The sequence below is a fragment of the Vreelandella andesensis genome, assembly GCF_003989795.1.
Classification (GTDB): domain Bacteria; phylum Pseudomonadota; class Gammaproteobacteria; order Pseudomonadales; family Halomonadaceae; genus Vreelandella; species Vreelandella andesensis.
Genome location: NZ_RZHG01000012.1, coordinates 25,731 through 51,017, shown reverse-complemented (window position 1 = coordinate 51,017; position 25,287 = coordinate 25,731). Strand labels below are relative to the sequence as shown.

27 protein-coding genes and 3 tRNA genes are annotated in these 25,287 nt (G+C 50.8%); 24 read left to right on the top strand and 6 right to left on the bottom strand.

Annotated elements, in window-relative coordinates:
* Positions 1-16: 16 nt before the first annotated feature.
* A complete protein-coding gene (locus ELY33_RS06540) occupies positions 17-1,579 on the top strand; it encodes a SpoVR family protein (RefSeq protein WP_126945698.1) in 1,563 nt (520 codons plus the stop codon).
* Between the two features lie 62 nt (positions 1,580-1,641).
* Here ELY33_RS06540 and ELY33_RS06535 read toward each other — a convergent pair whose 3' ends face one another.
* Complete coding sequence (locus tag ELY33_RS06535; RefSeq protein ID WP_126945696.1) at positions 1,642-1,956, bottom strand: high-potential iron-sulfur protein; 315 nt, start codon at positions 1,954-1,956, stop codon at positions 1,642-1,644.
* 256 nt (positions 1,957-2,212) lie between these two features.
* Between ELY33_RS06535 and ELY33_RS06530 the strand changes: the two genes are divergently transcribed.
* Positions 2,213-2,488, top strand: a complete 276-nt coding sequence (locus tag ELY33_RS06530; RefSeq protein ID WP_009721675.1) for an Lrp/AsnC family transcriptional regulator — start codon at positions 2,213-2,215, stop codon at positions 2,486-2,488.
* A gap of 57 nt (positions 2,489-2,545) precedes the next feature.
* Positions 2,546-3,409, top strand: a complete 864-nt coding sequence (locus ELY33_RS06525) for a DNA/RNA non-specific endonuclease (RefSeq protein WP_126945693.1) — start codon at positions 2,546-2,548, stop codon at positions 3,407-3,409.
* A 164-nt stretch (positions 3,410-3,573) separates the two neighbouring features.
* Here the strand turns inward: ELY33_RS06525 and ELY33_RS06520 are convergent.
* The 3 genes from ELY33_RS06520 to ELY33_RS06510 all read right to left on the bottom strand — a co-directional run bounded on the left by ELY33_RS06520 (position 3,574) and on the right by ELY33_RS06510 (position 4,108).
* Positions 3,574-3,660 (bottom strand) — tRNA-Leu (locus ELY33_RS06520).
* A gap of 110 nt (positions 3,661-3,770) precedes the next feature.
* Positions 3,771-3,857, bottom strand: a tRNA-Leu gene (locus ELY33_RS06515).
* Between the two features lie 164 nt (positions 3,858-4,021).
* A tRNA-Leu gene (locus tag ELY33_RS06510) sits at positions 4,022-4,108 on the bottom strand.
* 245 nt (positions 4,109-4,353) lie between these two features.
* On the opposite strand from ELY33_RS06510, the gene rnr reads away from it, so the two are divergent.
* The 9 genes from rnr (at position 4,354) to ELY33_RS06465 (ending at position 12,220) form a co-directional block, all read left to right on the top strand.
* The gene (rnr, locus tag ELY33_RS06505; protein WP_126945689.1) at positions 4,354-6,789 is read left to right on the top strand and encodes a ribonuclease R; all 2,436 of its coding nucleotides are present in this window, start codon (positions 4,354-4,356) and stop codon (positions 6,787-6,789) included.
* A 2-nt stretch (positions 6,790-6,791) separates the two neighbouring features.
* On the top strand, positions 6,792-7,586 hold the full coding sequence (rlmB, locus tag ELY33_RS06500; protein ID WP_126945686.1) for a 23S rRNA (guanosine(2251)-2'-O)-methyltransferase RlmB: 795 nt from the start codon (positions 6,792-6,794) through the stop codon (positions 7,584-7,586).
* A 212-nt stretch (positions 7,587-7,798) separates the two neighbouring features.
* Complete coding sequence (gene rpsF / locus ELY33_RS06495) at positions 7,799-8,182, top strand: 30S ribosomal protein S6 (RefSeq protein ID WP_126945683.1); 384 nt, start codon at positions 7,799-7,801, stop codon at positions 8,180-8,182.
* 33 nt (positions 8,183-8,215) lie between these two features.
* Complete coding sequence (rpsR, locus tag ELY33_RS06490; RefSeq protein WP_009097135.1) at positions 8,216-8,443, top strand: 30S ribosomal protein S18; 228 nt, start codon at positions 8,216-8,218, stop codon at positions 8,441-8,443.
* Positions 8,444-8,455: 12 nt separating this feature from the next.
* A complete protein-coding gene (locus ELY33_RS06485; protein WP_126945813.1) occupies positions 8,456-9,307 on the top strand; it encodes a hypothetical protein in 852 nt (283 codons plus the stop codon).
* A gap of 15 nt (positions 9,308-9,322) precedes the next feature.
* The gene (rplI, locus tag ELY33_RS06480) at positions 9,323-9,769 is read left to right on the top strand and encodes a 50S ribosomal protein L9 (protein WP_126945680.1); all 447 of its coding nucleotides are present in this window, start codon (positions 9,323-9,325) and stop codon (positions 9,767-9,769) included.
* A gap of 253 nt (positions 9,770-10,022) precedes the next feature.
* Positions 10,023-11,411, top strand: coding sequence for a replicative DNA helicase (dnaB, locus tag ELY33_RS06475; protein WP_126945677.1), 1,389 nt, complete (start codon positions 10,023-10,025; stop codon positions 11,409-11,411).
* Between the two features lie 66 nt (positions 11,412-11,477).
* Positions 11,478-11,771, top strand: coding sequence for a hypothetical protein (locus tag ELY33_RS06470; RefSeq protein ID WP_126945810.1), 294 nt, complete (start codon positions 11,478-11,480; stop codon positions 11,769-11,771).
* A 146-nt stretch (positions 11,772-11,917) separates the two neighbouring features.
* Positions 11,918-12,220: a DUF6482 family protein gene (locus ELY33_RS06465; RefSeq protein WP_009721686.1), complete on the top strand. Its 303-nt coding sequence runs from the start codon at positions 11,918-11,920 to the stop codon at positions 12,218-12,220.
* Between the two features lie 31 nt (positions 12,221-12,251).
* Here ELY33_RS06465 and ELY33_RS06460 read toward each other — a convergent pair whose 3' ends face one another.
* Together ELY33_RS06460 and ELY33_RS06455 are read right to left on the bottom strand one after the other, a co-directional pair.
* Positions 12,252-12,650: a thiol-disulfide oxidoreductase DCC family protein gene (locus ELY33_RS06460; protein ID WP_126945674.1), complete on the bottom strand. Its 399-nt coding sequence runs from the start codon at positions 12,648-12,650 to the stop codon at positions 12,252-12,254.
* On the bottom strand, positions 12,647-14,227 hold the full coding sequence (locus ELY33_RS06455; RefSeq protein WP_126945672.1) for a cryptochrome/photolyase family protein: 1,581 nt from the start codon (positions 14,225-14,227) through the stop codon (positions 12,647-12,649). The genes ELY33_RS06460 and ELY33_RS06455 overlap by 4 nt, the downstream gene beginning before the upstream one ends.
* Positions 14,228-14,370: 143 nt before the next feature.
* Here ELY33_RS06455 and hemH point away from each other — a divergent pair, with 143 nt between their 5' ends.
* From hemH to ELY33_RS06395, 12 genes are all read left to right on the top strand, one after another.
* Positions 14,371-15,450, top strand: coding sequence for a ferrochelatase (hemH, locus tag ELY33_RS06450; RefSeq protein WP_126945669.1), 1,080 nt, complete (start codon positions 14,371-14,373; stop codon positions 15,448-15,450).
* Between the two features lie 192 nt (positions 15,451-15,642).
* The gene (locus ELY33_RS06445; RefSeq protein ID WP_126945666.1) at positions 15,643-17,991 is read left to right on the top strand and encodes a putative monovalent cation/H+ antiporter subunit A; all 2,349 of its coding nucleotides are present in this window, start codon (positions 15,643-15,645) and stop codon (positions 17,989-17,991) included.
* Positions 17,984-18,415, top strand: a complete 432-nt coding sequence (locus ELY33_RS06440) for a Na+/H+ antiporter subunit B (RefSeq protein WP_126945663.1) — start codon at positions 17,984-17,986, stop codon at positions 18,413-18,415. Before ELY33_RS06445 ends, ELY33_RS06440 begins: the two co-directional genes overlap by 8 nt.
* A gap of 18 nt (positions 18,416-18,433) precedes the next feature.
* On the top strand, positions 18,434-18,781 hold the full coding sequence (locus ELY33_RS06435; RefSeq protein ID WP_126945660.1) for a Na+/H+ antiporter subunit C: 348 nt from the start codon (positions 18,434-18,436) through the stop codon (positions 18,779-18,781).
* Positions 18,778-20,379, top strand: a complete 1,602-nt coding sequence (locus ELY33_RS06430) for a Na+/H+ antiporter subunit D (protein ID WP_126945657.1) — start codon at positions 18,778-18,780, stop codon at positions 20,377-20,379. Before ELY33_RS06435 ends, ELY33_RS06430 begins: the two co-directional genes overlap by 4 nt.
* Positions 20,376-20,849, top strand: a complete 474-nt coding sequence (locus tag ELY33_RS06425; protein WP_126945654.1) for a Na+/H+ antiporter subunit E — start codon at positions 20,376-20,378, stop codon at positions 20,847-20,849. Before ELY33_RS06430 ends, ELY33_RS06425 begins: the two co-directional genes overlap by 4 nt.
* On the top strand, positions 20,849-21,118 hold the full coding sequence (locus ELY33_RS06420; protein WP_009721695.1) for an MrpF/PhaF family protein: 270 nt from the start codon (positions 20,849-20,851) through the stop codon (positions 21,116-21,118). The genes ELY33_RS06425 and ELY33_RS06420 overlap by 1 nt, the downstream gene beginning before the upstream one ends.
* On the top strand, positions 21,111-21,515 hold the full coding sequence (mnhG, locus tag ELY33_RS06415) for a monovalent cation/H(+) antiporter subunit G (RefSeq protein ID WP_126945651.1): 405 nt from the start codon (positions 21,111-21,113) through the stop codon (positions 21,513-21,515). The genes ELY33_RS06420 and mnhG overlap by 8 nt, the downstream gene beginning before the upstream one ends.
* Before the next feature lie 288 nt (positions 21,516-21,803).
* On the top strand, positions 21,804-21,989 hold the full coding sequence (locus ELY33_RS06410) for a DUF2256 domain-containing protein (protein WP_340148107.1): 186 nt from the start codon (positions 21,804-21,806) through the stop codon (positions 21,987-21,989).
* Positions 21,973-23,394, top strand: a complete 1,422-nt coding sequence (locus tag ELY33_RS06405; RefSeq protein ID WP_126945645.1) for a DASH family cryptochrome — start codon at positions 21,973-21,975, stop codon at positions 23,392-23,394. The genes ELY33_RS06410 and ELY33_RS06405 overlap by 17 nt, the downstream gene beginning before the upstream one ends.
* 49 nt (positions 23,395-23,443) lie before the next feature.
* Positions 23,444-23,890 (top strand): DUF3429 domain-containing protein, encoded by a 447-nt coding sequence (locus tag ELY33_RS06400; RefSeq protein ID WP_126945642.1) that lies wholly within the window; start codon positions 23,444-23,446, stop codon positions 23,888-23,890.
* Positions 23,891-23,958: 68 nt separating this feature from the next.
* Positions 23,959-25,215 (top strand): lytic murein transglycosylase, encoded by a 1,257-nt coding sequence (locus tag ELY33_RS06395; protein ID WP_126945639.1) that lies wholly within the window; start codon positions 23,959-23,961, stop codon positions 25,213-25,215.
* The last annotated feature ends 72 nt before the right edge of the window (positions 25,216-25,287 follow it).

The following is a 25,287-nucleotide window of genomic DNA, read 5'->3' as shown; positions in this document are numbered from 1 at the left end:
AACCGAGGAGTGCGCCATGAGTGTAGCCCGAAAGCCAATAGCGACCGGTTCCGACTGGAACTTCAGTGTGTTGGAGCGTTTCGATGAAGAACTCGCCAGGCTCGCCGATGAGTACCGCTTAGATACTTATCCCAATCAGATAGAGGTGATTACCACTGAACAGATGATGGATGCCTATGCGAGCGTGGGAATGCCGGTAGGTTATCACCACTGGTCATTTGGTAAGCAGTTTCTTGCTGTTGAGCAAGCCTACAAGCGCGGCCAGATGGGCCTCGCCTATGAGCTGGTAATAAACTCCAACCCTTGCATCGCTTACTTAATGGAAGAAAATACCCTGATGATGCAGGTGTTGGTCATTGCGCATGCCTGCTATGGGCATAACTCTTTCTTTAAAGGCAATTACTTATTCCGTGCCTGGACGGATGCCGACTCCATCATTGATTATTTGGTGTTTGCTCGTAAGTATATTGCCCAGTGCGAGGAGCGCCATGGCGTCCATGCGGTAGAGCAATTACTGGATGCCTGTCACGCGCTACAAAACTACGGTGTAGACCGCTACAAGCGGCCTTCCCCTATTTCTGCAGAAGAAGAGGTAAAGCGCCAAGAAGAACGCGAGGCTTACCTGCAAACCCAGGTCAATATGCTGTGGCGCACGATTCCTGACGCGCCTAATGGGGTCGCTCCGCTGCCGGGCAGCCTACATAGCGATGCGGACCCGCTTGGGCTACATAGCGGCGGTCTTTACCCCTCAGAACCACAGGAAAACCTGCTGTATTTTATTGAAAAAAATGCGCCACTTCTGGCGCCCTGGCAGCGTGAAATTGTGCGTATTGTGCGCAAACTGGCGCAGTACTTTTATCCCCAGCGACAAACCCAGGTAATGAATGAAGGGTGGGCTTGCTTCTGGCATTACACGTTAATGAATCGGTTATACGATGAAGGTAACGTTGACGAAGGCTTGATGTTGGAGTTTTTGCAATCCCATGCGGCGGTTATCAATCAGCCAGGCTTTGATAACCCGCACTACAGCGGCCTTAATCCCTACGCACTGGGGTTCGCGATCTTTATGGACATCAAGCGTATTTGTGATGCGCCTACTGAGGAAGATCGGGAGTGGTTTCCTGATATTGCGGGCAGCCCTTGGCGGGATACCGTTGAGTTTGCCATGCGCAACTTCAAGGATGAGTCGTTTATCCAGCAGTTTTTATCTCCCAAAGTGATACGTGATCTCAAGCTGTTCTTAATTGTTGATGATGATCAAATGGAGACACTAGAAGTAGCGGCAATTCATAACGAGCGTGGTTATCGACGGGTTCGAGAGGCACTTTCAACCCAGTACGCCTTATCGGTGCGTGAGCCAAATATCCAAGTTGTTGAAGCAGCGATACGGGGGGATCGTTCGTTGACCTTGCACCATGTCCAAGACAGCCGGCGGCCACTTGGTCGCAGCGTTTATCCGGTGATCCGCCACTTGCAGCAACTATGGGGGTTTCCGGTGCATTTGGTGTCAATGGAAGATGGGCGGGTAACGCGCCGTTACCAGTGGCCGGTTGAGGAAGAGAGCAAAGACGTAAGTTAACAATTAAACAATTACCCCGCGGCAAGCGCGGGGTAATCATCAAGCTCAATTAGCTATAAATGCTAGCTCTTAGCAGTCCATGACTGGCACCAGCCAGCAGGTTCAACACTATTTTGCGGGAACAACTGGCAACCTTCGTTTTCTGCATTGAAGAACATGCAGTTTGAGCACAATTCACCTTCCTCATAGGCTGGGTGATCGCTTGCGTCACTGGCGACTTCAACGTAGTTAAGTGCCTGAGCGGTTGAGTTGGAGGGATCAAGGCGGGGCAATTCCTGGGCAAAAGCAGTCTTCGACAGGATGCCAGCACCAAATGGCAGGGCGGCGAGCCCCATTACACTGTTACGCATGAACTTACGACGGCTCTGATTAGCCATGGTGTCTCCTTATCGTCACGGTTTGACGTTTTGTTTATGTTGTTGGGTGGTTAGCCACCTCTAATACTCCGACAAAGCTTCTAAACTGGAGTTCTCCTACCCATGCTAGCGCATGCTTAAAATTAGTGCGAATAACCTTATGAAGAGCGCGACAATTGACCGCGCTATTGAGCGGAGCTTGGCCCTAGCAAACAGCCTGTTATACTCGCTGAAGGTTGCTGACTAGATTGTTATTAACGCTGTTGTTGGGGGTGCTATGCAAAACGCTGTGATTTTAATCAATACTGAAAAAGGCCAGGTAAAAGCGGTCGCCGAGCGCCTTGCTGATGTAGATGGTATCAGTGAAGTCTATTCGACCTGTGGTCGTTATGATCTTGTCGCTATTGCACGTACGCCTGATTTTGAAAGCCTTGCAGAATTGGTCACGGAACGTCTAAACGCGGTAGAAGGCATTAGCGATACTGAAACGCTGAATGCGATGCAGGTACACTCCCGTCACGATTTAGAAACGATGTTTTCCCTGGGCTGGTAATTAATAACTACCTGACATAAAAAGCAGGATGCAAAACTATTATAGGGAGTAAGACCGTTGGGGAAATCGCTTTCGCGCTGGCGTCGTCAGGGTAAACGCTTCGGTATCGCCGTGCTTTTTGTCATTGTGGGAACGGGGCTTTGGGAGTTTCAGGGACGTCAACATCAGAATGATTACACATGGATGGGGGTGCCTACCTGGGATGGTTTTCATCCAACAACGTTTCACCGTGTGCTGAGAAACGATGGCTTTTTGGCTGGGTGGTCGGATGTGCGAGTCAATCCACTTTGGGTCAGTTATCAGGTCGAGGCGGTATCCGATGATACTCGTATTGGTCCGCGGCCTAATTTTAAAGCTGACTGGCGCACATTGTGGCCAATCGGTACGAATAGCTATTCCGGCAGTGGCTATGATCGCGGGCACTTGGCGCCTAACTATGCGATTGCAGCAGTACATGGCCGTAATGCCCAGGTTGATACCTTCTTGATGAGTAATATGACGCCTCAGCGGCCTAATTTGAACCGCCAGCTTTGGCAGCGCCTTGAAGAGTCAGTAATGGATCATTTTGCACCGCGCTTTGATCGTTTACAGGTAATTACTGGTCCCATTTTTCCAGAGCGCTATATGGATAATGTGTTTAATCGAGTTGGTTTTGTAGAAGTGCCAGAGGCGTTTTATAAAATTATCGTTGTACCAAATGAAGAAGCACCGTTGTCTCTCGCCTTTATCATGCCTCAAGACGTTCGTGGCAATGAACCGTTAGACGACTATCTGGTGACTATCGATGAAATCGAGTCGCGAACAGGGCTGAACTTCTTCCCTGATCTGTCGGCGGAGCGCGAAGCTGTGTTGGAAGAGCAGTTGCGTACTCAAGGCTGGGCGTTAGAGGAGGTTGCACGGCGTCCTGGGCGTTTCCAATAACGTAAAAAACCGCGAAGGCGAAGCTGTTCGCTTGAGCGGTTTTTTTCTGAACAGCGTTTTCTAGATGAACGGTGAGAACGTCAAAAAGCAAACATTGTGGATACAATACTGAGAGGCAGGCGATAAAGAGTCGATCAGAGTTAATGCGTACTGACTTATTGAAGTGGTGCCCAGGAGAGGACTTGAACCTCCACGTCCATACAGACACTAGCACCTGAAGCTAGCGCGTCTACCAATTCCGCCACCTGGGCACATCATTTTTTACAACTGGGATTTTTTACCACTGATCTTTGTTTGCTAAAAGTCTTTGTTTACTAAAGTTCTTTGTTTACTAAAGATCATACTGCTGTTTGTATTCGTATGGTGCCCAGGAGAGGACTTGAACCTCCACGTCCATACAGACACTAGCACCTGAAGCTAGCGCGTCTACCAATTCCGCCACCTGGGCGAATACAAACGTTTTACTGATACTTTTACTAATATTGCTTCTAGGACTATTTTCAGGACTATTTCCAAGTACTATTCACAGGACTATTTCAAACGCTATTTTCAATACCATTGCTTGCTGCTGCACCGTTTTACATCATGAAAAGGGGGTAACACGATGTAAAATGGTGCCCAGAAGAGGACTTGAACCTCCACGTCCATACGGACACTAGCACCTGAAGCTAGCGCGTCTACCAATTCCGCCATCTGGGCAATTGGCGCGTATGATACCGAGGCCACGCTTAAATGCAAGGCCCGGTAACTGTTTTTAGCACTAAAATCGTATAATTGGTCAGCTAGGTGGTTGGGTGATTGAACAGGCAGCGCTATACTGCACACATGACTAAACAAAATATGATGTACGTCAGTCGATTAATGGCTGATATCCCCCGCTCGCAGCATGCTTTGACTGCGCACATTAGCTGCCTCCTGCAAACGCAATCAAGGATGTTGATCGCATGAAGTATTGGACGTTGAGTGATGATCCGCACGCCGAGCGTGAGGCACACAAGTACGATAATCCTGCGCCCAGTCGCGAGTATCTATTAGCGGCGTTGGAGTCGTACGGCAAGCCGATGACTCATGAAAACATGAGTCGTATGTTGGGCATTGAAGATGAAGACCATCTTGAAGCTATTCGCCGTCGTATGGCTGCCATGGAGCGTGATGGTCAGGTACTGCGCGATCGTCGAGGCGCCTACGCGCTGATCGACAAGCTAGATTTGATTAAGGGCAAAGTGCTTGGTCACCGTGATGGTTTCGGATTTTTGCTGCGTGAAGACGGCAAAAAGCCGGATTTAGTATTACCTCCACGCCAGATGCGCCGTGTATTCCACGGCGACTATGTATTGGCGCGCGTGAGCGGTCGCGACCGTCGTGGTCGTGATGAAGCCACCATTGCTGATGTAATTGCGCGAAATACACAAACCATTGTGGGTGTTTATCGTAGCAATTCACCTGAGTTTGGTGTGTTGATTCCTGAGAATCCTCGCATTACCCAGGAAGTTATCATTCCTCACACCGCCTGCGCTGGCGCAAAAGATGGCCAAGTGGTCTCGGCTAAAATCGTTCAGCAGCCCGCGACGAGAATTCAACCGGTTGGCGAAGTTATTGAAGTGTTGGGGGAGCGCATGGATCCCGGCATGGAAATAGATATCGCGATTCGTAGCTACGATATCCCTGCTGAGTTCCCACCAGAAGTGCTTGACCAGACCAGCGGTATTTCAGCAGAAGTGTTAGAGGACGATAAGCAACACCGCGTCGATCTACGCGAGCTTCCGTTGGTCACTATTGACGATGAGTCCGCCAAAGACTTTGACGATGCGGTGTGCGCCTGGAAGACGAAGTCGGGTAGCTGGAAGCTGCTGGTTGCTATTGCTGATGTGTCGCACTACGTTCGCCCTGGCACCGCACTTGATGATGAAGCGCGTACGCGGGGTAACTCGGTGTACTTCCCGGGCCAAGTTGTGCCGATGCTGCCTGAGCTTCTTTCAAACGGCTTGTGTTCGTTAAACCCTCAGGTAGATCGTCTTGTGATGGTCTGCGAGATGAATATCTCCAAGACAGGCGCCATTAGCCGCTACTCGTTCTACGAGGCGGTAATGAACTCCCATGCTCGCCTGACCTATAACAAGGTGGCAGCCATTCTCGATAACGAGAGTGAAGAGGGCGAAGCGCTGCGCAGCGAGCACAAAGCGCTGGTGAAGCCGCTGCAAAATCTACACGAGCTTTATGGCCTACTGCGTAGTGCGCGGGAAGAGCGTGGCGCGATTGATTTCGATACCACCGAAACGGCAATTATCTTTAATGATGAACGTAAGATTGAAAAGATCGTGCCGCGTACCCGTAACGATGCTCATAAGCTAATCGAAGAGTGCATGCTGGCGGCCAACGTGGCGACCGCGCGGTTCCTGGATAAGCACGATTTACCCGCTCTTTACCGTATCCACGAGCGTCCAACGCCAGAACGTCTCGACAAGCTGCGTCTGTTCTTAAGCGAGCTGGGTCTATCTGTCGGCGGTGGCGACATGCCGACGCCTCAGGATTATCAAGCGTTGCGGGAGGTGATTATAGATCGCCCGGATGCTGATATTATCCAAACTGTCATGCTGCGCTCAATGAATCAGGCCGTTTATTCGCCTCAGAATGAAGGCCATTTTGGCTTGGCTTATCAAGCTTACGCGCACTTCACCTCGCCGATTCGCCGTTACCCAGACCTGCTAGTTCATCGGGCTATTCGCTCAGTCATCCGTGGGCCGCGCCAAACCAATACGGTGGTTCGGGTAGAAGGTGCACCGGTTGATCCGCCAAGTAAGTGGTGCCCCTATACCTTTGAGCAAATGCTTGAGTTGGGTGAGCACTGCTCGATGACCGAGCGACGGGCTGATGAAGCAACGCGTGATGTTGAAAGCTGGCTCAAATGTGAGTTTATGTCTGACAAACTGGGCGAAACATTTGAGGGTACTATCGCCTCAGTGACCCAGTTTGGTCTGTTTGTGCGTTTGGATGACTTCTATGTCGAAGGGTTGGTGCATGTTACCTCGCTACCTTCCGACTACTACCACTATGAGGCAGAAAAACACCGCCTCAAAGGTGAGCGTACCGGCACGACGTATCGCTTGGGCGACGGGCTTACGGTCCAGGTTGCGCGGGTAGATATGGATGATCGCAAGATCGATTTCGGCCTTGCTGATGAGAAACCTCGGCCACGCCGTCAGCCGCGCAAGCGCCGTGGTGGTGAAGGGCCTACTGGTGCTGGAGATGGTGCTGGAAAACGTGCCGGAAAAGAAGGGGGCTCTGAGAAAGCAGCGGCATCAACGGATAAGCAGCCAACGCGCCGTGGCCCTAGGCGCACGCGCAACGGCCCGCGTAAACCATCACCAAATAAGGGATGAGCATGAAGTCGTCGTCTCGACGTAGCTCGCGTCCGGCTGTTCGCACGCCGGATGGATTGGACCAGGTGTATGGTGTTCACGCTCTGGAAAGCCTGCTTGAGCGGGGCGAAACGCCCCGCGAATTGTGGGTGCAGCAGGGGGCGGGTAATCGACTAAAAGAAGTAGTCGCGAGTGCTCAGTCTCGTGGTGCGCGCATAACAGAGCAGCCCCGTGACCTGCTGGATCAGCTCACCCAAGGCGCAGCTCACCAGGGTGTCGTGGCGTTTTGTTCGCCACTGGTTCCCGAAGGGGAAGAGTCATTGTGGTTGAAGCTGCGTGCCTGGCAGGCGTCTACGCCGCCGCTACTGTTAGTACTCGATGGCGTTACCGATGTGCATAACTTTGGCGCGTGTCTGCGCAGTGCTGATGCCGCTGGTGCCCACGGGGTGATTGTGGCCAAAGATAAAGCCGCTCCGCTAAACGCGACGGTGCGTAAAGTAGCCTGCGGTGCTGCCGAGGTGGTGCCTGTTTATCAGGTTACTAACCTATCTCGCACCTTGGCTAAGCTCAAAGATGCCGGAGTATGGATTACAGGTACTGCGGGCGAAGCTGATGCCAGTCTGTTTGAAATTGATATGACCGGCCCTACGGCGTTAGTGATGGGGGCTGAGGGGAAGGGTATGCGTCGATTAACCAGGGAAGCTTGCGATAACTTGGCAAAGCTTCCTATGGCAGGGCAGGTGTCCAGCTTGAACGTATCGGTCGCAACGGGTATTTGTTTGTTTGAAGCCGTTCGGCAGCGGCAGCTTGCAAGTTAAGCACCAGCCCACTAGAATGCTTGCGCCCGTTTAACTTTAAGCGGGCGCTCGTATTGCTTAACAGTTTATACGGAAAACAGTTCTGCTTGATGCCCCTGATAACACCGCTTGCGGTGAATATGAGGCATCTCAGTTAACTCCTTGCTTCCCTGTCGTCATTGGTGCAGCCGTGTCAATACACACCGGAAGCTGTCAAACCGCAAGGAGATTCCATGCGTCATTACGAAATCGTGTTTATGGTCCACCCGGATCAGAGCGAGCAAGTGCCGGCTATGGTCGAGCGCTACACCAGTATTGTTAGCGAAAACGGTGGCACTGTGCATCGCTTGGAAGATTGGGGCCGTCGTCACCTGGCTTACCCAATCAACAAGATCCACAAAGCCCACTACGTGCTGATGAACGTCGAGTGCGCCGGCGAGACTCTCGAAGAAATCGAGAACATCTTCCGTTTCAACGACGCTATCATCCGCAGCTTGGTTGTTCGCTGTAAAGAAGCGATCACCGAAGCTTCTCCGATGATGAAGCCGGCAGAAGAAAAGCGTCCGCGTCGCGAAGATAAACCGCGCGCTGAAGAAGCTGAAGAAGAAACTGCCTAATTCCATCCACTGCACGTTTTAAGGAGCTAGTCCATGGCACGTTTTTTCCGTCGCCGTAAGTTTTGCCGCTTCACTGCTGAAGGCGTCAAGCAGATCGACTATAAAGATCTCGACACGCTGAAGGCTTACATCACCGAAACCGGCAAGATCGTTCCGAGCCGTATCACCGGCACCAAAGCACGCTATCAGCGTCAGCTGGCGACTGCTATTAAGCGTTCGCGTTACCTGGCACTGCTGCCCTACTCCGATAGCCATCAGTAAGCGTTTAACGTGATGCTGGCACTGGCAAGATGGCTCATGCGGAGCACGCCCTACGCCATTGGCGGGGCGGCGCTAGCTACGCTGGTGCCTTGGCTGTTCTGGTTAGGGGCAGCCATTGCCGCGTTGGTTACTTTACGCAAAGGTTTCGCACCTGCGCTTCCGGTAATTATCGCTGCCGCACTACCTGCAGGTTTCTGGTGGTCGCAAGGTGATGTCATTCCACTTGCTAGCGTGCTGCTAGTGACGTTGATGGCGGTCATCCTGCGTGAAAGGATGCGTTGGAGTGAAGCATTAATCGTTGGCACATTAGCGGCAGCGGTGATGGTTCAGCTAGGCATCTTTATCCCACCAGGTGGAACACAGCTAATGCTGGAGCAACTGCGAGAGAGCTCAACCGAGATTGATCGCATGCTGACAGAGTTTGCTAACCAAGGGATCGACGCGCCCACCCTTGCCGCTATGGTAATCGGTGGAGTGACGGGTCTAGTGATATTGTTGGCGGCTATCGTGTGTTTAGCCTTGGCGAGAAGTTGGCAAGCTGGGCTTTATAACCCAGGCGGCTTCCGTGAAGAGTTTCACTCACTGCGCCTACTGCCCAAAGAGCTCGCTGTTTTAGTGGTGCTCGGTGTGGTGAGTATGGTGCTAGGAGCGCACGCTCTGGCAATGCTTGGCTGGATTCCACTGCTGGTAGCTGGCATTGCGCTAGTGCATGGGTTTATTGGAATAAAGGGGATGAACGGGCTGTGGCTAGTCGCATTCTATGTGCTGCTGATCACGACCTGGCCCACGATTCTCATTGTGCTGCTGTTGGGGCTGATTGATACATTCGCGAACGTTCGCGCACGCCTTGCCCGCAGCAACTGACAAGAGGTTTACGAGATGGAAGTCATTCTGCTCGACAACATTGGTAAGCTGGGCGGCCTGGGTGACAAAGTCACTGTAAAGCCCGGTTATGGTCGTAACTATTTGGTACCTTACGGTCTAGCCGTACCGGCAACCAAAGATAACGTTGAAGCATTCAAGGCCCAGCGTGCTGAGCTTGAAGCCCAAGCCGCTGAGCGTAAAGCAGAAGCGGAAGCGCGCGCTGAACAGCTGAACGACATCGAATTGTCGTTGGTTTCTAAAGCAGGCGATGAAGGCAAGCTATTCGGTTCTATCGGGCCGCGTGATTTGGCCGACGCTATTTCCTCTGCTGGCATTGAAGTTGCTAAGAGTGAAGTACGTATGCCGCAGGGCCCTATTCGTCAAACTGGCGAATACGACATCGTTTTACACCTGCATGCAGATGTAGATGCTGTTGTTCGCGTGGTTGTTGTCGCAGAGTAAACGCTCTCGACAACGCTGACGCCTCAAAGGGCGCGGGTTTTTCCCGCGCCCTTTGTCTTTTTAGGCTAAGGGTTTTTTGCTAGCTGACTTTTTAAGCCATGGCGTCTCTAAGCACCGGTTAAAAACGTTTGTTAGGCTGGTTGAATGTTTTTGAACGTCGCTTGGCGTGGATAGGTTGCTTATGGTGAGTTTAAGATTGTCCCGCTAAGATAGTCGTCGTTATTGGCTACGCTTTATTATTAAGGAGCTCACTATGCAGGACCAGCCTTCTGCTGATCAGGAAACGGCAGCGATAAAGCTGCCGCCGCATTCTCTAGAAGCGGAGCAGTCGGTGCTAGGTGGGCTAATGTTGGATAATCAAGCCTGGGACAATGTCTCGGAGCGGTTAGTGGCGGATGATTTTTACCGCTATGAACATCGCTTGGTATTCAATGTGATGATTCATTTGGCCGAATCTGGGCAGCCGTTGGATGTCATCACGCTATCAGAAGCGTTAGAAGCGCGTGATCAACTAGATACCGTGGGTGGTTTGGCTTTTTTGGCCGAGCTGGCTCGCAATACGCCTTCTGCCAGTAATATTCGTGCTTATGCCGATATCGTTCGCGAGCGGGCAACACTGCGTAAATTAATCCGTGCGGCCAATCAAATTGCTGACGGGGCATTTTCCCCTCAAGGTCGGCCCGCTGATGAGCTGCTCAATGAAGCTGAGCGATTAGTCTTCCAAATTGCTGAAGAACGGCCGAAAACCGGTGGTCCTATCGGCATGAGTGAGCTACTAACCAAAGCCGTTGATCGCATTGATGAGCTTTTTAATCTAAAAGGTGAAATGACAGGCCTTTCTTCGGGGTTTCGTGACCTTGATGAAATGACTTCGGGCTTGCAGCCCTCGGATTTGGTGATTATTGCCGGTCGCCCATCGATGGGTAAAACCACGTTTGCCATGAACCTGGTTGAACATGCAGTTATTGCCAGTGATAAGCCGGTGATGGTGTTCTCTATGGAGATGCCCGCTGAATCACTGATGCTACGCATGCTCTCGTCGTTAGGTCGGATTGATCAAACCCGCGTCCGTTCTGGGCAGTTGGAAGACGAAGATTGGCCACGACTAACGTCAGCGGTCAATCTGCTAAAAGACAAGCAGCTGTTTATTGATGACACTGCTGCGCTTTCGCCTAACGAAATGCGCTCGCGCCTGCGTAGGGTGGTTCGTGAGCACGGTAACATGGCGCTTATCATGATTGACTATCTGCAGCTGATGCAGATTCCTGGTTTTTCTGAAAACCGTACCGGTGAGATCTCGGAGATTTCACGCTCGCTGAAAGGGCTGGCAAAAGAGTTCCAATGCCCTGTTGTGGCACTTTCACAGCTTAACCGTTCATTGGAGCAGCGTCCCAATAAGCGTCCCGTCATGTCTGATTTGAGGGAGTCGGGCGCGATTGAGCAGGATGCCGATGTCATTGCGTTTGTATATCGAGATGAGGTGTATAACCCCGACAACCCTGACAACCAGGGGATTGCTGAGTTGATCATTGGTAAACAACGTAACGGGCCTATCGGTACGGTGCATATGGCATTTATTGGAAGATACACGCGCTTCGAAGACCTTGCGCCCGATAGCTATGGCGAAGCGTTCGGCGATTAACTTGAGCGTTAGGGGGGAGAACGTATAATGCTCCTCCCCGATGAAACAGATAGACAGGAGTGGCAAATGGCAGGTGGTTTTAGACGTGGTAACCGAAAGCGTCTTCCTAAGTTGGAAGGCCGTGGGGAGCTGCAGTCGCTAGAGCGGGAAGGGCCATTCAAAGAGTGGTTGGGAATGCCGGACCTCTACCGTTACTTCCTGGTAGTTGAAGGGGAAAAATATAGCTACCAAACTGAGGATTCAGAAGTGCCGGTAACGGTGGGTGATAAAGTGGTTTTCCGTTACAAGGAAACGAAAGGCGGTAACTGGATCGACCGTAATTCGTTAGGAAAAGCAATTGACCCCTCCGAGTATCAATAATTCGACGAAGACGAATAAGTTGACGTTTTGGTCAGGAACTCTTTTGTGATGTTGCCGTCACAATCTGTAAGTGACAAGTTAATAAAATTGTCATGGGGTATCGTCATGCTGTGCCCCATGACAATCAACAATCATAGGAGGGAACCATGGAATTAAAAGAACTAAAGCAATTCGTTGCCGGCCACGATAATTTTGAAATACGCGTTATCACGCATTCGGGTAGCCGATTTTACCAAGTCGAGCTCGAAGACGTTGAGGGCGAGCGACATATGCTGACCCAGCGCGGCAAGCCAATGTTGTTTCGCTCACTAGATGATGTTTATCTTGAGCTAAAACGTGCCGGTATTCACCGTGCTTACTTGGTGCAGCACGTACCCCAAGACGAAGTGATCGGTCGTGATGCGCACTATAGCTCACCGTTAACGTCGCGTATGCCGCTAGTGTTTTAATACCCCTACGCTTTGATTTCAGTTGGCGCCTTTACTTGTTAGCTTGACGTTTTTCCCACCACTGGCCCAGCCGCACCCGGCGACGGGCAAAAAAACGATAGCCTGCGTCCATTATTCCTCGCAGGCCAGGTAAGCAAGAAAGCCACACTAACCACCGGTAGCCCAGTACCGCATAGAGGGCCCGGCTAGCGTCCATGCCGATATACCAATTTCCCTGGCTGTCTTTGACATGCAGCAGCCCCATCATGTCGTCAAATCTACGTCCTACCTCGGCTGCATTGAAATCACTACTCTGAATGTCTACCAGGGCGACGCGTTGTTGATGTCGGTGCTTTGCAAGCCACGCGACTTCCACGCGGCAAAAAGGGCAATGGCCATCATGGTATAGCGTGACAGGTGATGTTGCCTGAAGTGTAGAGAAGCGGCTCATTGAGTATCCTTTGGGAGATAGCCTTGCGTGTGAAGGGGTTGGCCGTAGCCTTGGATGGTAGGTAGGGACGCCAGAAACTGTTCCGCCTGCTGACGCATGGCATCACGCTTTTCATCTTTCATACGTGAGAGTGACCCATAAATTAGCTTCATGCGCGGGTTGCGGTTTAGCTGTTCAGCGTTGGTCTCCAGAAAATGCCAGTAAAGGCTATTAAATGGACACGCCTTCGGGCCTGTCACTTGCTTTGGGGAGTAGCGGCAGTGCTGGCAATGGTCAGACATTTTGTCGATATACTTGCCGGAAGCGCAGTAAGGTTTGGAGCCCATAAGGCCGCCATCAGCATGCAGCACCATACCTAACGTATTCGGCAGCTCTACCCATTCGCAGGCATCGGCATACACTGCCAAGTACCAATCGCAGAGGGCCTCTGGTTTAACACCGCAGAGGAGGGCAAAATTGCCGGTTACCATCAATCGCTGAATATGATGGGCGTAGCTATTATCGATGGTCATTTGGATAGCCCGCTGTAAGCAGCGCATATCGGTATTGCCATCCCAATAAAATGCCGGCAGCTCACGCTCAAAGCCGAGCCGATTCTCACGCTTGTAGCCTGGCATTTGTGTCCAATAAAGCCCGCGAACATACTCTCGCCAACCGAGTATTTGACGAATAAACCCTTCAACAGCATTGATGGGCGCATGGCCTGCAAGATACTGTTGCTCAGCGGCTTCACAAACTTCTTGAGGGGTTAATAAGCCGATATTGAGCGCTGCCGATAGCCTGGAGTGATAAAGAAACGGCTCTGTATCACTAATCGCATCTTGATAGCGGCCAAAGTCCGCCAGCCCCTGATCAAGAAAGTGGTTTAAATCCACTAGCGCTTGTTTGCGGGTGACGGGTAGATTGAAGTTATCCAAGGAGCCCATATGCTCGCTAAAATGGCGCTTGGCATCATTGAGCGCTTCCTGGGTAACGGCATCTTGATGGTGGGTAGGAAGTGATGGAAAGTTGAGCGTGGCCTCAATCGGTTCACGGTTGTCGTGATCAAAGTTCCATTTTCCGCCAGCGGGTGCATCGCCTTCCATTAGTAGCCCCGTCCGCTTGCGCTGTTCCCGATAGAAATACTCTAAGCGAAGCTGTTTACGTCCTTTAGCCCAGTTGGCAAAGTCATCCGGTGAAGTGAAAAAACGGTCGTCTTCTATCATTCGCCAGGGCAAGGCAGCCTTTTGGCGCTGCTGCATCGCCTCCCAGAGTCGCCATTCACCAGGCCTTGCCACGCGCACTTCATTGCAGCCGTATTGGGCAGCAATTCGTTCGGCTTCTGTTACCAGAGATTGAGTATTATCAGCGTCATCAATACGGCTGTAGTGAACTTTGTAGCCTTTATCGCGCAGCGCCTGGGCAAAATGTCGCATGGCGGCCATAAATAAGCCGACCTTATGTATATGGTGAGGCACATAGCGTGCTTCTTCGGCAACCTCGCAAAGGGCGACTACCGCACCCGTTGGTGCGTCGCGTAGGGTTGCCAATGAAAGTGATAGTTGGTCACCAAGAACGAGCAGTAAAGGCATAGACATGAGTTGGCCTGCAGTTATACAAATAATATTGATAGTATAACTTTATGCCGCGGCTTTGCCGAAAAGTGGTAGAATTTTACGATTATTTTAAGTATCTAAGTATCTAAGTATCTAAGTATCTAAATATTTAAGGAGTTAACGACATGGCCGATAATGTTGTGAAAGATCAGCCGGGCGAAGGGCGTTTGGCCCATGCACCAAGTGATCACCCCGCCGTTCCCCCTGCAAAGGTGGGCGTGGTGTTGGCCAACTTGGGCACCCCGGATGCAACGGATTATTGGTCTATGCGGCGCTACCTTAGCGAGTTTTTGTCTGATAAGCGTGTTGTTGATTACGCCAACTGGAAGTGGCAGCCGCTCTTACAACTGATTATTTTGACTAAACGGCCCTTTTCATCTGGAAAAGCCTATAAAAGCATTTGGAATAATGAAAAGAACGAAAGCCCGCTGCTGACGACAACACGTGCCCAAACAGAAAAAATGACCGCGCGTTTGAAGGCGTTATATGGCGATAATGTCGAAGTTGATTTCTGTATGCGCTATGGCAATCCATCGACTGAAAGCGTCCTCAATGGCTTGAAAGAGAAGGGCTGTGAACGGATTGTTTTCTTCCCGCTTTATCCTCAGTACGGCTCGCCTACGACTGCGACGGCAAATGATCAGGCATTTCGTACGTTAATGAAGATGAAGTGGCAGCCTTATATTCGTACAGTGCCCGCTTATTTTGAGCACCCCGCCTATATCCAAGCGCTAGCAAATTCAGTGCAAGAAGCTTACGGCAGCTTTGAAACCCGCCCGACTAAACTTGTTGCTAGCTACCACGGAGTGCCGGAGCGTTACCTGTTAGAAGGCGACCCCTATCATTGTCAGTGCCAGAAAACGACTCGCTTGATGCGTGAAAAACTGGGGCTGAGTAAAGATGAGGTGGATACCGCCTTCCAATCACAGTTTGGTCCTGAGAAGTGGGTAGGCCCACAAACCGTCGACCATGTGGCTGAACTTGCCAAGCAGGGGCACAAACACATTGCAATTATGTCGCCGGCTTTTTCTTCCGACTGTGTTGAAACACTGGAGGAAATCAAAGAAGAAATTCACGATAGTTTTATGGAAGCAGGAGGAGAGACGTTTAGTTATATTCCCTGTTTGAATGATCGCGATGATCACATCGATGCCTTACTAGCAGTTATTAACAACGAGCTCTCTGGCTGGCTTTCCGTTTCTTAACTATGCGTTTTGTCATAAGCCGCCAAGGTGTTCAGCTAAGGCGGCTTTTTTATGGGAGCTAGATTTCTAGAAATCTCATCAACCTTGGTATAAGGTCTGTCTATTAAAAATCACATTTATTCAACGCTTAGGGCCTTTTTGTCCTGCTGCCCTAGGGTTAACTGAAACGTTTTTATAGGGAGAAACCACCGGATGCAATTCGCTTTGATAATGGGCTTTGTATTGGCAGTGTCATCGCCTTTGCTCAACCGTTGGTTTGGAGAACGCACAAGTCTAGTGCTGGCACTGTTTCCTGCTTTGATGGCTGCTTGGCTGTTAAGTCAGGCTCCGGTCGTTATAAATGAAGGGCCACAACTATTGGAGTGGTCTTGGGTACCCTCATTAGGCATCAGCCTCAGCTTTCTACTTGATGGGCTATCACTGCTATTTGGGTTGCTAATTACCGTCATCGGTACTTTCGTGTTGATCTATGCCGGTGGTTATCTTAAAGGCCACACGGATATCGCGCGCTTTCATTTGGCGCTGCTTGCGTTTATGGCCTCTATGTTGGGGCTGGTGCTCGCTGACGGATTGCTAACGCTTTTCGTGTTTTGGGAATTAACCAGCATCACGTCTTATTTGTTGATTGGCTTTAACCATACCGATATTGAGGCAAGAAAATCTGCCCGTCAGGGTTTGTTTGTCACGGTTGCCGGCGGTTTAGCGCTGATGGCAGGCCTAGTGCTGTTAGGGGTAGCAAGTGGTAGCTGGTCGCTTTATGAAATAGGCCAAATGGAAAGCGATCTCCGCGAACATTCGCTTTATACCCCCATGCTGATTTGCTTGCTGTTAGGAGCCTTCACAAAATCAGCCCAGTTCCCTTTTCATTTTTGGTTGCCCAACGCCATGGCAGCACCGACGCCGGTATCGGCCTACCTTCACTCTGCCACCATGGTGAAAGCGGGTATTTATTTACTGGCTCGCTTACAACCTGAACTGGGTGGTACAGCGCTATGGGTTGGAATACTGTCGGTCATTGGTGCGATCACAATGTTGACGGGTGCCTTTTTAGCGATCCATCACACCAATATTAAAAAGCTGCTGGCTTATTCCACTATTATGGCACTTGGCACGTTAACCATGCTGTTGGGTATTGGCTCTGAGTACGCCATGACGGCATTTGTTACTTTCCTGCTTGCCCATTCTATGTATAAAGGGGCGTTGTTTATGGTCGCCGGCATTTTAGACCATGAGACAGGCACCAAAGACGTTACCGCAATGGGTGGGTTAAAGTCTGCCATGCCAATCACGGCAGTGATTGCCTGTGTGGCAGCACTGTCGTTAGCAGGCATGCCGCCTTTATTTGGTTTCATTGCTAAAGAGCTAATGCTGGAGGCCGCACTAGGGGCAGAGCGCTTCAAACTGTTGCTAGTAGTGTTTGCTTTTTTGGCGGCTATTTTGACCATTGGAGTGGCTGCCATTATCGCATTACGGCCTTTTTATGGTCGCCAACTTGAAACGCCAAAAACTCCCCATGAAGCGCCACTTAGCATGCTGATTGGGCCTGGTATATTAGCGTTTGGTTCGCTTGTGTTAGGGCTGGCACCCGCCATGTTAGGTGCCGATGCCCTGCTGACATCAGCCGCGACCGCAGTAGCAGGTGAGCCGCTACCGGTATCACTATCGCTTTGGTATGGCATTAACATGGCGCTAATTATGTCGATTGTCAGTGTCGGCCTGGGCTTTTTACTGTTTAAGCGCTGGGATGGTGCGCGCAGTAAGTTAGCGATGCTGGCGCCAGTGATGCGACATGGCCCGGAAGCGGGTTACGAAGGCTTAATGAATGGCATAGTGCGATTTTCTGAATGGCAAACACGCCTGCTGCAGAACGGTTATATGCGCAACTATATTCTCGTCATGTTAGTGGTGCTGATCGCCTTGATTGGTAACTCAATACTAGTGCGCCATGCACCTCAACTAGCGCTGACACTTGATGTGCGATTCCATGAGGTAATTGTCGTTGGCACCATGGTGATGGGGGCTTTGTTTGCTACCATTTCTCGTTCACGTCTTGGCGCAGTGGTATCGGTTGGGATTATGGGTTTCTCGATTGCGCTTATTTTCATTCTCTTCAGTGCTCCTGACTTGGGTATTACTCAGCTGCTAGTTGAAACGCTAACGGTTATTTTGTTGGTTTTGGTGCTTTTCCGGTTGCCGCGCTTTTCTAATCTTTCTACCAGTCTTGAACGTATTCGTGATGGCGCAGTGGCGGCAACCATGGGAATCCTGATTTTCCTACTGATTATGACCGCTTGGAGTATCGACCAGTTTGAGCCGATTTCAGCCTATATGGTTGAAAATAGTGCCCCTCTGGCTTACGGGCGCAATATTGTGAATGTCATTTTGGTGGACTACCGCGCCCTTGACACATTGGGCGAAATGTTTGTGCTTGCTCTTGCTGCCATTGGGGTTATCGCCATGCTTAAGCTGCGCCACAATACAGATGAAAGTAAAGCGGAAGAAAGCGGGAAAGCCAGTGTTAAGGAGCCCTACGATGGTTAAATCAGGCACCATTATTCTCAATACGGCGGCACGGTTTTTGATGCCGTTGCAGCTGATGTTTTCAATTTTCTTATTACTGCGTGGCCACGATGAACCGGGAGGTGGATTTATTGCCGGGCTAGTGGCGGCGGGTGCCTTCACGCTTTACCTGTTTGCCTTTGGGGTAAGTTCTACCAAGGACGTGCTTCGGATGGTTGATCCCCGCGACTTAATTGGGGTTGGGCTGTTATTAGGCATGATTTCAGTGGTTCCTGCCTGGTTTATGGGGCAGCCATTTTTAACTGCTCAGTGGTGGACTATCCCGGTCATTGATTTTAAAGCGTCTACACCGCTCATTTTTGATATAGGGGTGTACTTTGCCGTCCTTGGTTCAGTGATGGGGATGGTGATGGCGCTGATGGAGGTGGATAAAGATGAACCCTAATGCATCAGGAGGTCCGATATGGAACCGCTAATGGCACTAGCGATTGGGCTACTCTACGCCGCCGCTGTCTTTATGATGTTACGTCGTTCTATTGTGAAATTAGTGATTGGTCTCTTGTTACTGACGAATGCTGCCAACTTGCTGATTTTTACTACGGCAGGCATGACGCGCGGAGCGCCTCCGTTAATACCGGAAGGGATGCTCCAGCCATTAGGTGACGTAGCAGACCCCTTGCCCCAAGCCGTTGTGTTGACCGCGATTGTCATTGCCTTTGGAGTGCTGGCATTCGCTGTCGTGTTAATTCGCCGTGCCTACGAAATTGTAAAGGCAGATGACTTGGACAAAATGAAGGATACTGATACGTGAGGCCTGAAGTTGCATTGCCCGTCCTTTTGCCACTACTTTCTGGTGCGCTTTCATTACTTTTTTGGCGTTCTCGCCCTGTTCAACGCTTTATTGCCGTAGCGGGTAACGTCGCGCTGCTGCTTGTGAGTGTATGGCTGTTTGTAGCTGTGTTAACTGACGGTTACATCACCATGCAGATGGGCAGCTGGGCGGCTCCGTTTGGAATTACACTTATTGCCGATATGTTGAGTGCCGTCATGATTTTGATGACGGGGATCATTGGTTTGGCAATGGGCGTTTATTCGCTGGCTACCACAGGGCGGGGGCATGAAAAATTTGGCTATTACCCGCTGATGCATTTGCTGTTAGCGGGGGTAGCTGGTGCCTTTTTAACTGGCGATATTTTCAACCTGTATGTTTGGTTTGAAGTTATGCTGGTGGCGTCGTTTGCGCTGTTGATTTTGGGCGGTGAGCGAGCTCAGATGGAAGGCGCTATCAAATATGTCACGTTGAACCTGCTTGCATCGGTCATTTTTTTGTCAGCCGTGGGGCTGCTCTATGGAACGGTAGGCACGCTAAACATGGCCGACATTGCTTTGCGTATGGATGAGGCCGAGCATAGCGGCATGGTCGAAGTGCTTGCCGTTATGTTTATGGTGGCGTTTGGTATTAAAGCTGCCGCCTTTCCGCTCTTTTTCTGGCTGCCAGCTTCCTATCACACACCGCCAGTCGCTGTGTCGGCGCTGTTTGCTGGCTTGCTAACAAAGGTCGGCGTGTATTCGTTGTTCCGCGTGTTTACCCTCATCTTCGATCAAACGATGGGGTATTTGCAGGACATAATGCTTTGGGGCGCTGTGCTGACGATGGTCACTGGTGTGCTAGGTGCCGCCGCTCAGTATGAGTTCCGCCGCATCCTCTCGTTTCACATTGTGAGCCAGATTGGCTACATGATTCTTGGCTTGGCGCTTTATACACCGCTGGCGATTGCTGGGGGTGCGTTCGCCATCGTGCATAACATTATTGTTAAAACGAACCTGTTTTTGATCAGTGGTATTACTTATCACCTGCAAGGCACTTATCAGCTTAAAAAGATGGGCGGACTTTATCGCGAGCGCCCCTGGTTAGCCGTGGCGTTCTTTATTTCTGCATTTTCGCTGGCGGGCATCCCGCCACTATCGGGTTTCTTTGCCAAGTTTGTGCTGGTTCGTGCTGGCCTGGAAGCAGAGGCGTACGTAGTCACAGGGTTTGCACTGGCGGTAGGGTTTATGACGCTTTACTCCATGGTAAAAATTTGGAACGAAGTCTTCTGGAAAGCCTTGCCAGAAGACAACAACGTTCCTGCATCACAAACCTCCGTTGGTGATGACGGTCGATTACTTAAACCAACCCTGTGGATGATGTATACGCCGGTCGTTGTACTGGCCATGATGTCGTTATTAATCGGTGTTTTTGCCGAGCCTATTATGCAGGTGATGATCGTTGTCGGTGATCAGCTAATGTCGCCCTCGGGTTACATTGAGGCTGTAATGGGTGTGTCTGCTAGCGCTGAAGCGGCGTTACTTGACCCGATTGAATTGCAGGCGGAACGGATAGGTGACGATGCGGAGGACTCTCCATGACGGGTGCGATCTGGAACCTTTTGCTCGGGTTAGCCTGGGTGCTATTAAGTGGTGATTTTACCGGTCTTAATTTGCTGGTGGGGATGATCTTCGGCTACATAGCGTTGCTACTAATTGAGCCTCAAGTCGAATCGTTGAAAGGCTATCCAGCGCGTGTGCCGCGGATGATTGGATTTGTTGGGTTTTTTATTAAGGAGCTAGTGCAGGCTAATCTTCGGGTTGCCTTCGATATACTGACGCCTCCTTGGCATATGAAACCCGGTGTTATTGCATTCCCCCTTTCTGCGCAAACCGAGATGGAAATCACCATGGTGGCTAATTTAATCTCGCTTACGCCGGGCACGTTAAGCCTTGATGTCTCTGACGATCGGAAAGTGCTCTACATCCACGCCATGTTTTTGGATGATGAAGAAGAGCTTCGAAATAACTTAAAAGAGATGGAACACCGTGCATTGGAGCTATTTCGTTAATGGATACCGTTATTCTGATCAGCCAGATAATCATGGGGCTTGCACTTGTACTGACCTTCGTACGCGTCGTGCGTGGCCCCAGCTTACCCGACCGCGTTGTAGCACTTGAGTTGTTTTCCACAACCGTGGTAGGGCTGGTGGGTGTTTATGCAATTCAATCGGGCGTGGCGAGTTTTCTCGACGCGGCAATTGTGATTGCTCTGATGGGCTTTTTAGCCGCGATTGGATTTGCACGCTTTCTGGAACGTGGGGGGCCGCGAGATGATTGAGTTTATCAAAGGGACGTTATTGATAACGGGCGCGAGCTTTATGTTGCTGGCTGCCATCGGCCTGCTACGGCTGCCCGATTTGCTGACCCGCATGCACGCGACCACCAAGGCCGCAGCGCTTGGGGTTGTTTTAATCATGCTTGCATCGGCAATGCACTTCGCCGAAGTTGGTGTTGTTGCACGCTCGTTCGCGATTATCGTTTTTATCTTAATAACGGCACCGATTGCTGCTCATGTGATTGGTAGAGCCGGCTATTTTGTTGGCTCGCGCCTCTGGAGCGGTACAGTAAAAGATGAGTTGAGACCTAATTATGACCCTCTCACTCACGAGCTTAAAAGCGGCCTAGAAACCCATGAAAATGCCAAGCGGCATCCACGCGCCACAGACCCCGATTAAACATAATCCGTTGTTTTCTTATTTCGTATCACCTCTTCTTCAACGTCATTAGTTAATGTTGCATTGCCCTGTCGAAAAGCCATCCATCCGGATGGCTTTTTAATTGAAGCGCTATAGGGGAAAAGTAGTCGGAAATCGTTGATAAAAAAAGTCGAAAGCGTAGAGGAAAAGCCGGTTTAAACAGCATAGCGTCAAAACATACACACCAAATTTATGTACAATAGTTATACCGTATAAGATAATGTGTCCATGTTTTTGACGTATGGCGCCTAGGTGTTAGGCAGCGAGATGGAATTTATGCAACGCAAGCAAGATTTACCGAAAAAAGACTGCGTTCAATGCCAACGTCCTTTTACTTGGCGGAAGAAGTGGGCGCGCTGCTGGAATGAAGTGCGCTACTGCAGTGAACGCTGCCGTCGCGAAGCCAAACAGCACAGCACACCAAGGAGGCAAGTGCATGAACAGTACGACTGATATTGTATGGCTTCAGGATAATTTGCGGATAGCTGACAACCCTTTGTTACATTTCGATGCTCCTCCTGAACAGCTGCTTTGTCTCTATGTGCTAGACCAGCGATGGTTAGAACCCTCGATTGCTGGGGAAATTACACCCAGGCTTGGCCCTGCCCGGTTACGTTTTTTATGGCAAAGTTTGATGGAGCTACGCGGCGAACTACTCCAACGTGGCAGTGACTTGCTAGTTCGCATCGGTGACCCCGCGAATGTTGTATTAGAAACGGCAGACCTACTAAGCGCACGCGAAGTGCGAGTGGCCGTGCATTCTGGGTATGAAGAGTCACAGCATATTGCTCGCGTTGCTGAACACCTTCCACCAATGTGTCAGCTTTTTTGCGCTGATAGTGGTTACTTAATTGCTGCAAGCGAGCTTCCCTTTGCATTGAGTGAATTGCCGCCTAGCTTTTCAGCATTTCGGCGGCGTGTTGAAAAGCATTGTGAGTTTTCTGCGCCGCAACCAGCACCCGTGACACTTCCACCATGGCCTGAATCTGCTCCCAGAGGATTTCCCCCGCTTAAGGCAGTATGCGAAGAAAGTGCCGACTGGCAGCCTGATAATCGGCAGGGGTTTATGTTCGAGGGAGGAGAGTCGGCGGCTCGGGACCGCCTTCAGCAGTACCTCTGGCGTCAAAACGGTGCGGAATCCTACAAGAAAACCCGCAATGGGTTGTTAGGTGCCAACTTTTCTACACGCTTTTCACCTTGGCTTGCGCGAGGTTGCTTATCTGCCCGTCAAGTGTGCCAAGAAGTAAAGTCGTGGGAAGCCGTTCATGGCAGCTGTGAATCCAGTTATTGGATTATCTTTGAACTACTGTGGCGAGACTACTTTCACCGAGCGGCTCAGTTGGAAGGCGCGGTATTATTTGGTGGTGAAGCGTTGCCGCCCGCTAACGATGCGTTTAACGCGTGGCGCAACGCGACCACCGGCGTGCCATTTATCGACGCTGCTATGTTGGAATTAAAGCATACCGGATGGATATCCAACCGAGCACGCCAGAACGTTGCCAGTTTCTTGGTGAAAGATTTAAATGTCGATTGGCGCCTTGGGGCGTGGTGGTTTGAACACAGTTTGATTGATTACGATGTGGCGAGTAACTGGGGCAATTGGCGTTACATTGCGGGTGTTGGTCGCGATCCCCGCCAAGATCGTTACTTCAACGTGCTAAAACAGGCAGGGCATTACGATCCTAAGGGGCTTTACGTAGCGCATTGGCTGCCTGAATTAGAGTCACTGCCGTTAGGGTTGGAGCGTCACCAGCCTTGGCGTGTAGCGCCTTCCAAGTTTGATGCACCCTACGTAGAGCCAGCTGAGTGGCAGCGATGGCTAGTGGCTAAAACGGAACTTCAAGAAACGGATGAGTAATGTTTCACTCAACCATGGACGATAGGGCTCAAACAGTAGGTTTCGTAATATGAACGAGGTAATTAGTGATCGCAATGTCGCATGGTTTCTTGGGCTTGCAGGCTTAATTCCCTTTATAGCAGGAGGTCTCATTGCCTGGTGGGCACCCGCTGCTTGGCAGGTGACGGCGGTATATGGGTTTAGTTATTACAGCGCGGTCATTTTGTCTTTTCTGGGGGGTGTTCATTGGGGGAGTGCGCTTCAAGTGCCGCGCCAAGGCAACCACCGACGCTTGATCATTGCGATGGTGCCCAGCTTAATAGCCTGGCCTGCGTTATTATTCAATGTGACGACGGGGTTATGGGTGTTGCTGGCAGGGTTTGTTTTAATCGGTGGCTACGATCTTAGCCGTGATGGCCGAGAAGGCTTTCCTCGTTGGTATCTCAAACTGCGCTGTGTTCTGACCGGAGTAGTGGTGGTGTTTCATCTGATTGTTTTGCTACGACTAGGCGGGTAAGACTAGCATCTGCACGGTTTCTGGGCCATTATCGGAAGCACGCCAAGGATTGCCAAGAGATCAATGTTATGTCTTTGAAAGTTAAAGGTTCAGTGAGAATCCGCCCTACGTTGTATTTATCATTTGCGCTCGCCGTTAGCAGTGCGACGTTAAGCACCGGCGCAGCCGCTAATCAGCAATTGATGAGCGAAGTGGATGCACAAGCGGCAGAACAAGTCAGCTATGCCAGTTTTAATCAATGGTTGGCTGATTTTCGCCGCTATGCGGCTCAGCAGGGCATTAGCGAGGCTACCCTTAGCTCTGCCTTTGATGGGCTTCGCTACCGTGAACGGGTGATTGAGCTTGATCGGTATCAGCCTGAGTTTGTCCGTACCATTTGGCAATACCTAGATACAGCGGTCTCCAGTACGCGAATCAACAACGGCTTAGAAAAACTTGCCGCCCACCGTGGTACCGCCCAGCAAATGCAGCAACGTTACGGCGTTCCCGCGGAAATCATCGTTGCAATTTGGGGAATTGAAAGTAACTACGGCAGTAATTTTGGCGATTTCTCGACGCTCGAGTCTTTGGCAACACTGGCCTACGACGGTCGTCGGCGTGATTTTGCCCGGGGTGAACTATTAGCTGCGCTACGTATCATCGACCAAGGTGATATTGCCGCCGAGCAAATGAAAGGCTCCTGGGCGGGCGCTATGGGCCATACGCAGTTTATTCCCAGCAGCTTTGAAGCCTATGCCGTAGATGGTGACAACGACGGCCGCCGAGACATATGGGGCAGTATCCCTGATGTTATGGCTTCTACGGCTAACTACCTCGCGAGGGCCGGTTGGCAGGCTGGTCAGCCCTGGGGCACTGAAGTTAACTTGCCTGACTCCTTCAATTATTCACAAACACAGCGGCGCAGCAGCGCTGAATGGGCGGCACAAGGCGTGCGCTCGATGAAGGGTGAGCTGCCCACTTTCGATAGCGCTGCGGTCATTGTGCCAGCAGGCGCAAACGGTCCAGCATTTATGGTTGGGCCTAATTTCCGGGCAATTTTGCGTTATAACAATGCAACCAGTTATGCGTTAGCCGTGTCTACCCTGGCGGATGCTATCGCTGGACGTGACGGCATCGCTCAGCCTTGGCCCAGAGATCAAGCACCACTGACACGTGATGATGTTCGCACTTTGCAGCAGCGGCTTAATAATGCGGGATATTCAGTGGGGACTGCGGATGGCATCATGGGGCCTAATACGCGTGAAGGTTTGCGTGCTTTCCAACGTGACCAGGGGCTGACCCCCGATGGTTTTGCCACCCAGGCGCTGTTAGAACGGCTGCGTTAATGTTTCGTTTCTTCGTTTCGATGAGGTCCTTCTTTAGTTAGCCGGATTTCTCACGCTAGGCAATTTTCTCAC

Bases quoted from the DNA above. Each gene is read 5' to 3' on its own strand.
- ELY33_RS06540 (WP_126945698.1), top strand. From the start codon at position 17: ATGAGTGTAGCCCGAAAGCCAATAGCGACCGGTTCCGACTGGAACTTC.
- ELY33_RS06535 (WP_126945696.1), bottom strand. From the start codon at position 1,956: ATGGCTAATCAGAGCCGTCGTAAGTTCATGCGTAACAGTGTAATGGGG.
- ELY33_RS06530 (WP_009721675.1), top strand. From the start codon at position 2,213: ATGCAAAACGCTGTGATTTTAATCAATACTGAAAAAGGCCAGGTAAAA.
- rnr (WP_126945689.1), top strand. From the start codon at position 4,354: ATGAAGTATTGGACGTTGAGTGATGATCCGCACGCCGAGCGTGAGGCA.
- rlmB (WP_126945686.1), top strand. From the start codon at position 6,792: ATGAAGTCGTCGTCTCGACGTAGCTCGCGTCCGGCTGTTCGCACGCCG.
- rpsF (WP_126945683.1), top strand. From the start codon at position 7,799: ATGCGTCATTACGAAATCGTGTTTATGGTCCACCCGGATCAGAGCGAG.
- rpsR (WP_009097135.1), top strand. From the start codon at position 8,216: ATGGCACGTTTTTTCCGTCGCCGTAAGTTTTGCCGCTTCACTGCTGAA.
- ELY33_RS06485 (WP_126945813.1), top strand. From the start codon at position 8,456: ATGCTGGCACTGGCAAGATGGCTCATGCGGAGCACGCCCTACGCCATT.
- rplI (WP_126945680.1), top strand. From the start codon at position 9,323: ATGGAAGTCATTCTGCTCGACAACATTGGTAAGCTGGGCGGCCTGGGT.
- dnaB (WP_126945677.1), top strand. From the start codon at position 10,023: ATGCAGGACCAGCCTTCTGCTGATCAGGAAACGGCAGCGATAAAGCTG.
- ELY33_RS06470 (WP_126945810.1), top strand. From the start codon at position 11,478: ATGGCAGGTGGTTTTAGACGTGGTAACCGAAAGCGTCTTCCTAAGTTG.
- ELY33_RS06465 (WP_009721686.1), top strand. From the start codon at position 11,918: ATGGAATTAAAAGAACTAAAGCAATTCGTTGCCGGCCACGATAATTTT.
- ELY33_RS06460 (WP_126945674.1), bottom strand. From the start codon at position 12,650: ATGAGCCGCTTCTCTACACTTCAGGCAACATCACCTGTCACGCTATAC.
- ELY33_RS06455 (WP_126945672.1), bottom strand. From the start codon at position 14,227: ATGTCTATGCCTTTACTGCTCGTTCTTGGTGACCAACTATCACTTTCA.
- hemH (WP_126945669.1), top strand. From the start codon at position 14,371: ATGGCCGATAATGTTGTGAAAGATCAGCCGGGCGAAGGGCGTTTGGCC.
- ELY33_RS06445 (WP_126945666.1), top strand. From the start codon at position 15,643: ATGCAATTCGCTTTGATAATGGGCTTTGTATTGGCAGTGTCATCGCCT.
- ELY33_RS06440 (WP_126945663.1), top strand. From the start codon at position 17,984: ATGGTTAAATCAGGCACCATTATTCTCAATACGGCGGCACGGTTTTTG.
- ELY33_RS06435 (WP_126945660.1), top strand. From the start codon at position 18,434: ATGGAACCGCTAATGGCACTAGCGATTGGGCTACTCTACGCCGCCGCT.
- ELY33_RS06425 (WP_126945654.1), top strand. From the start codon at position 20,376: ATGACGGGTGCGATCTGGAACCTTTTGCTCGGGTTAGCCTGGGTGCTA.
- ELY33_RS06420 (WP_009721695.1), top strand. From the start codon at position 20,849: ATGGATACCGTTATTCTGATCAGCCAGATAATCATGGGGCTTGCACTT.
- mnhG (WP_126945651.1), top strand. From the start codon at position 21,111: ATGATTGAGTTTATCAAAGGGACGTTATTGATAACGGGCGCGAGCTTT.
- ELY33_RS06410 (WP_340148107.1), top strand. From the start codon at position 21,804: ATGGAATTTATGCAACGCAAGCAAGATTTACCGAAAAAAGACTGCGTT.
- ELY33_RS06405 (WP_126945645.1), top strand. From the start codon at position 21,973: ATGAACAGTACGACTGATATTGTATGGCTTCAGGATAATTTGCGGATA.
- ELY33_RS06400 (WP_126945642.1), top strand. From the start codon at position 23,444: ATGAACGAGGTAATTAGTGATCGCAATGTCGCATGGTTTCTTGGGCTT.
- ELY33_RS06395 (WP_126945639.1), top strand. From the start codon at position 23,959: ATGTCTTTGAAAGTTAAAGGTTCAGTGAGAATCCGCCCTACGTTGTAT.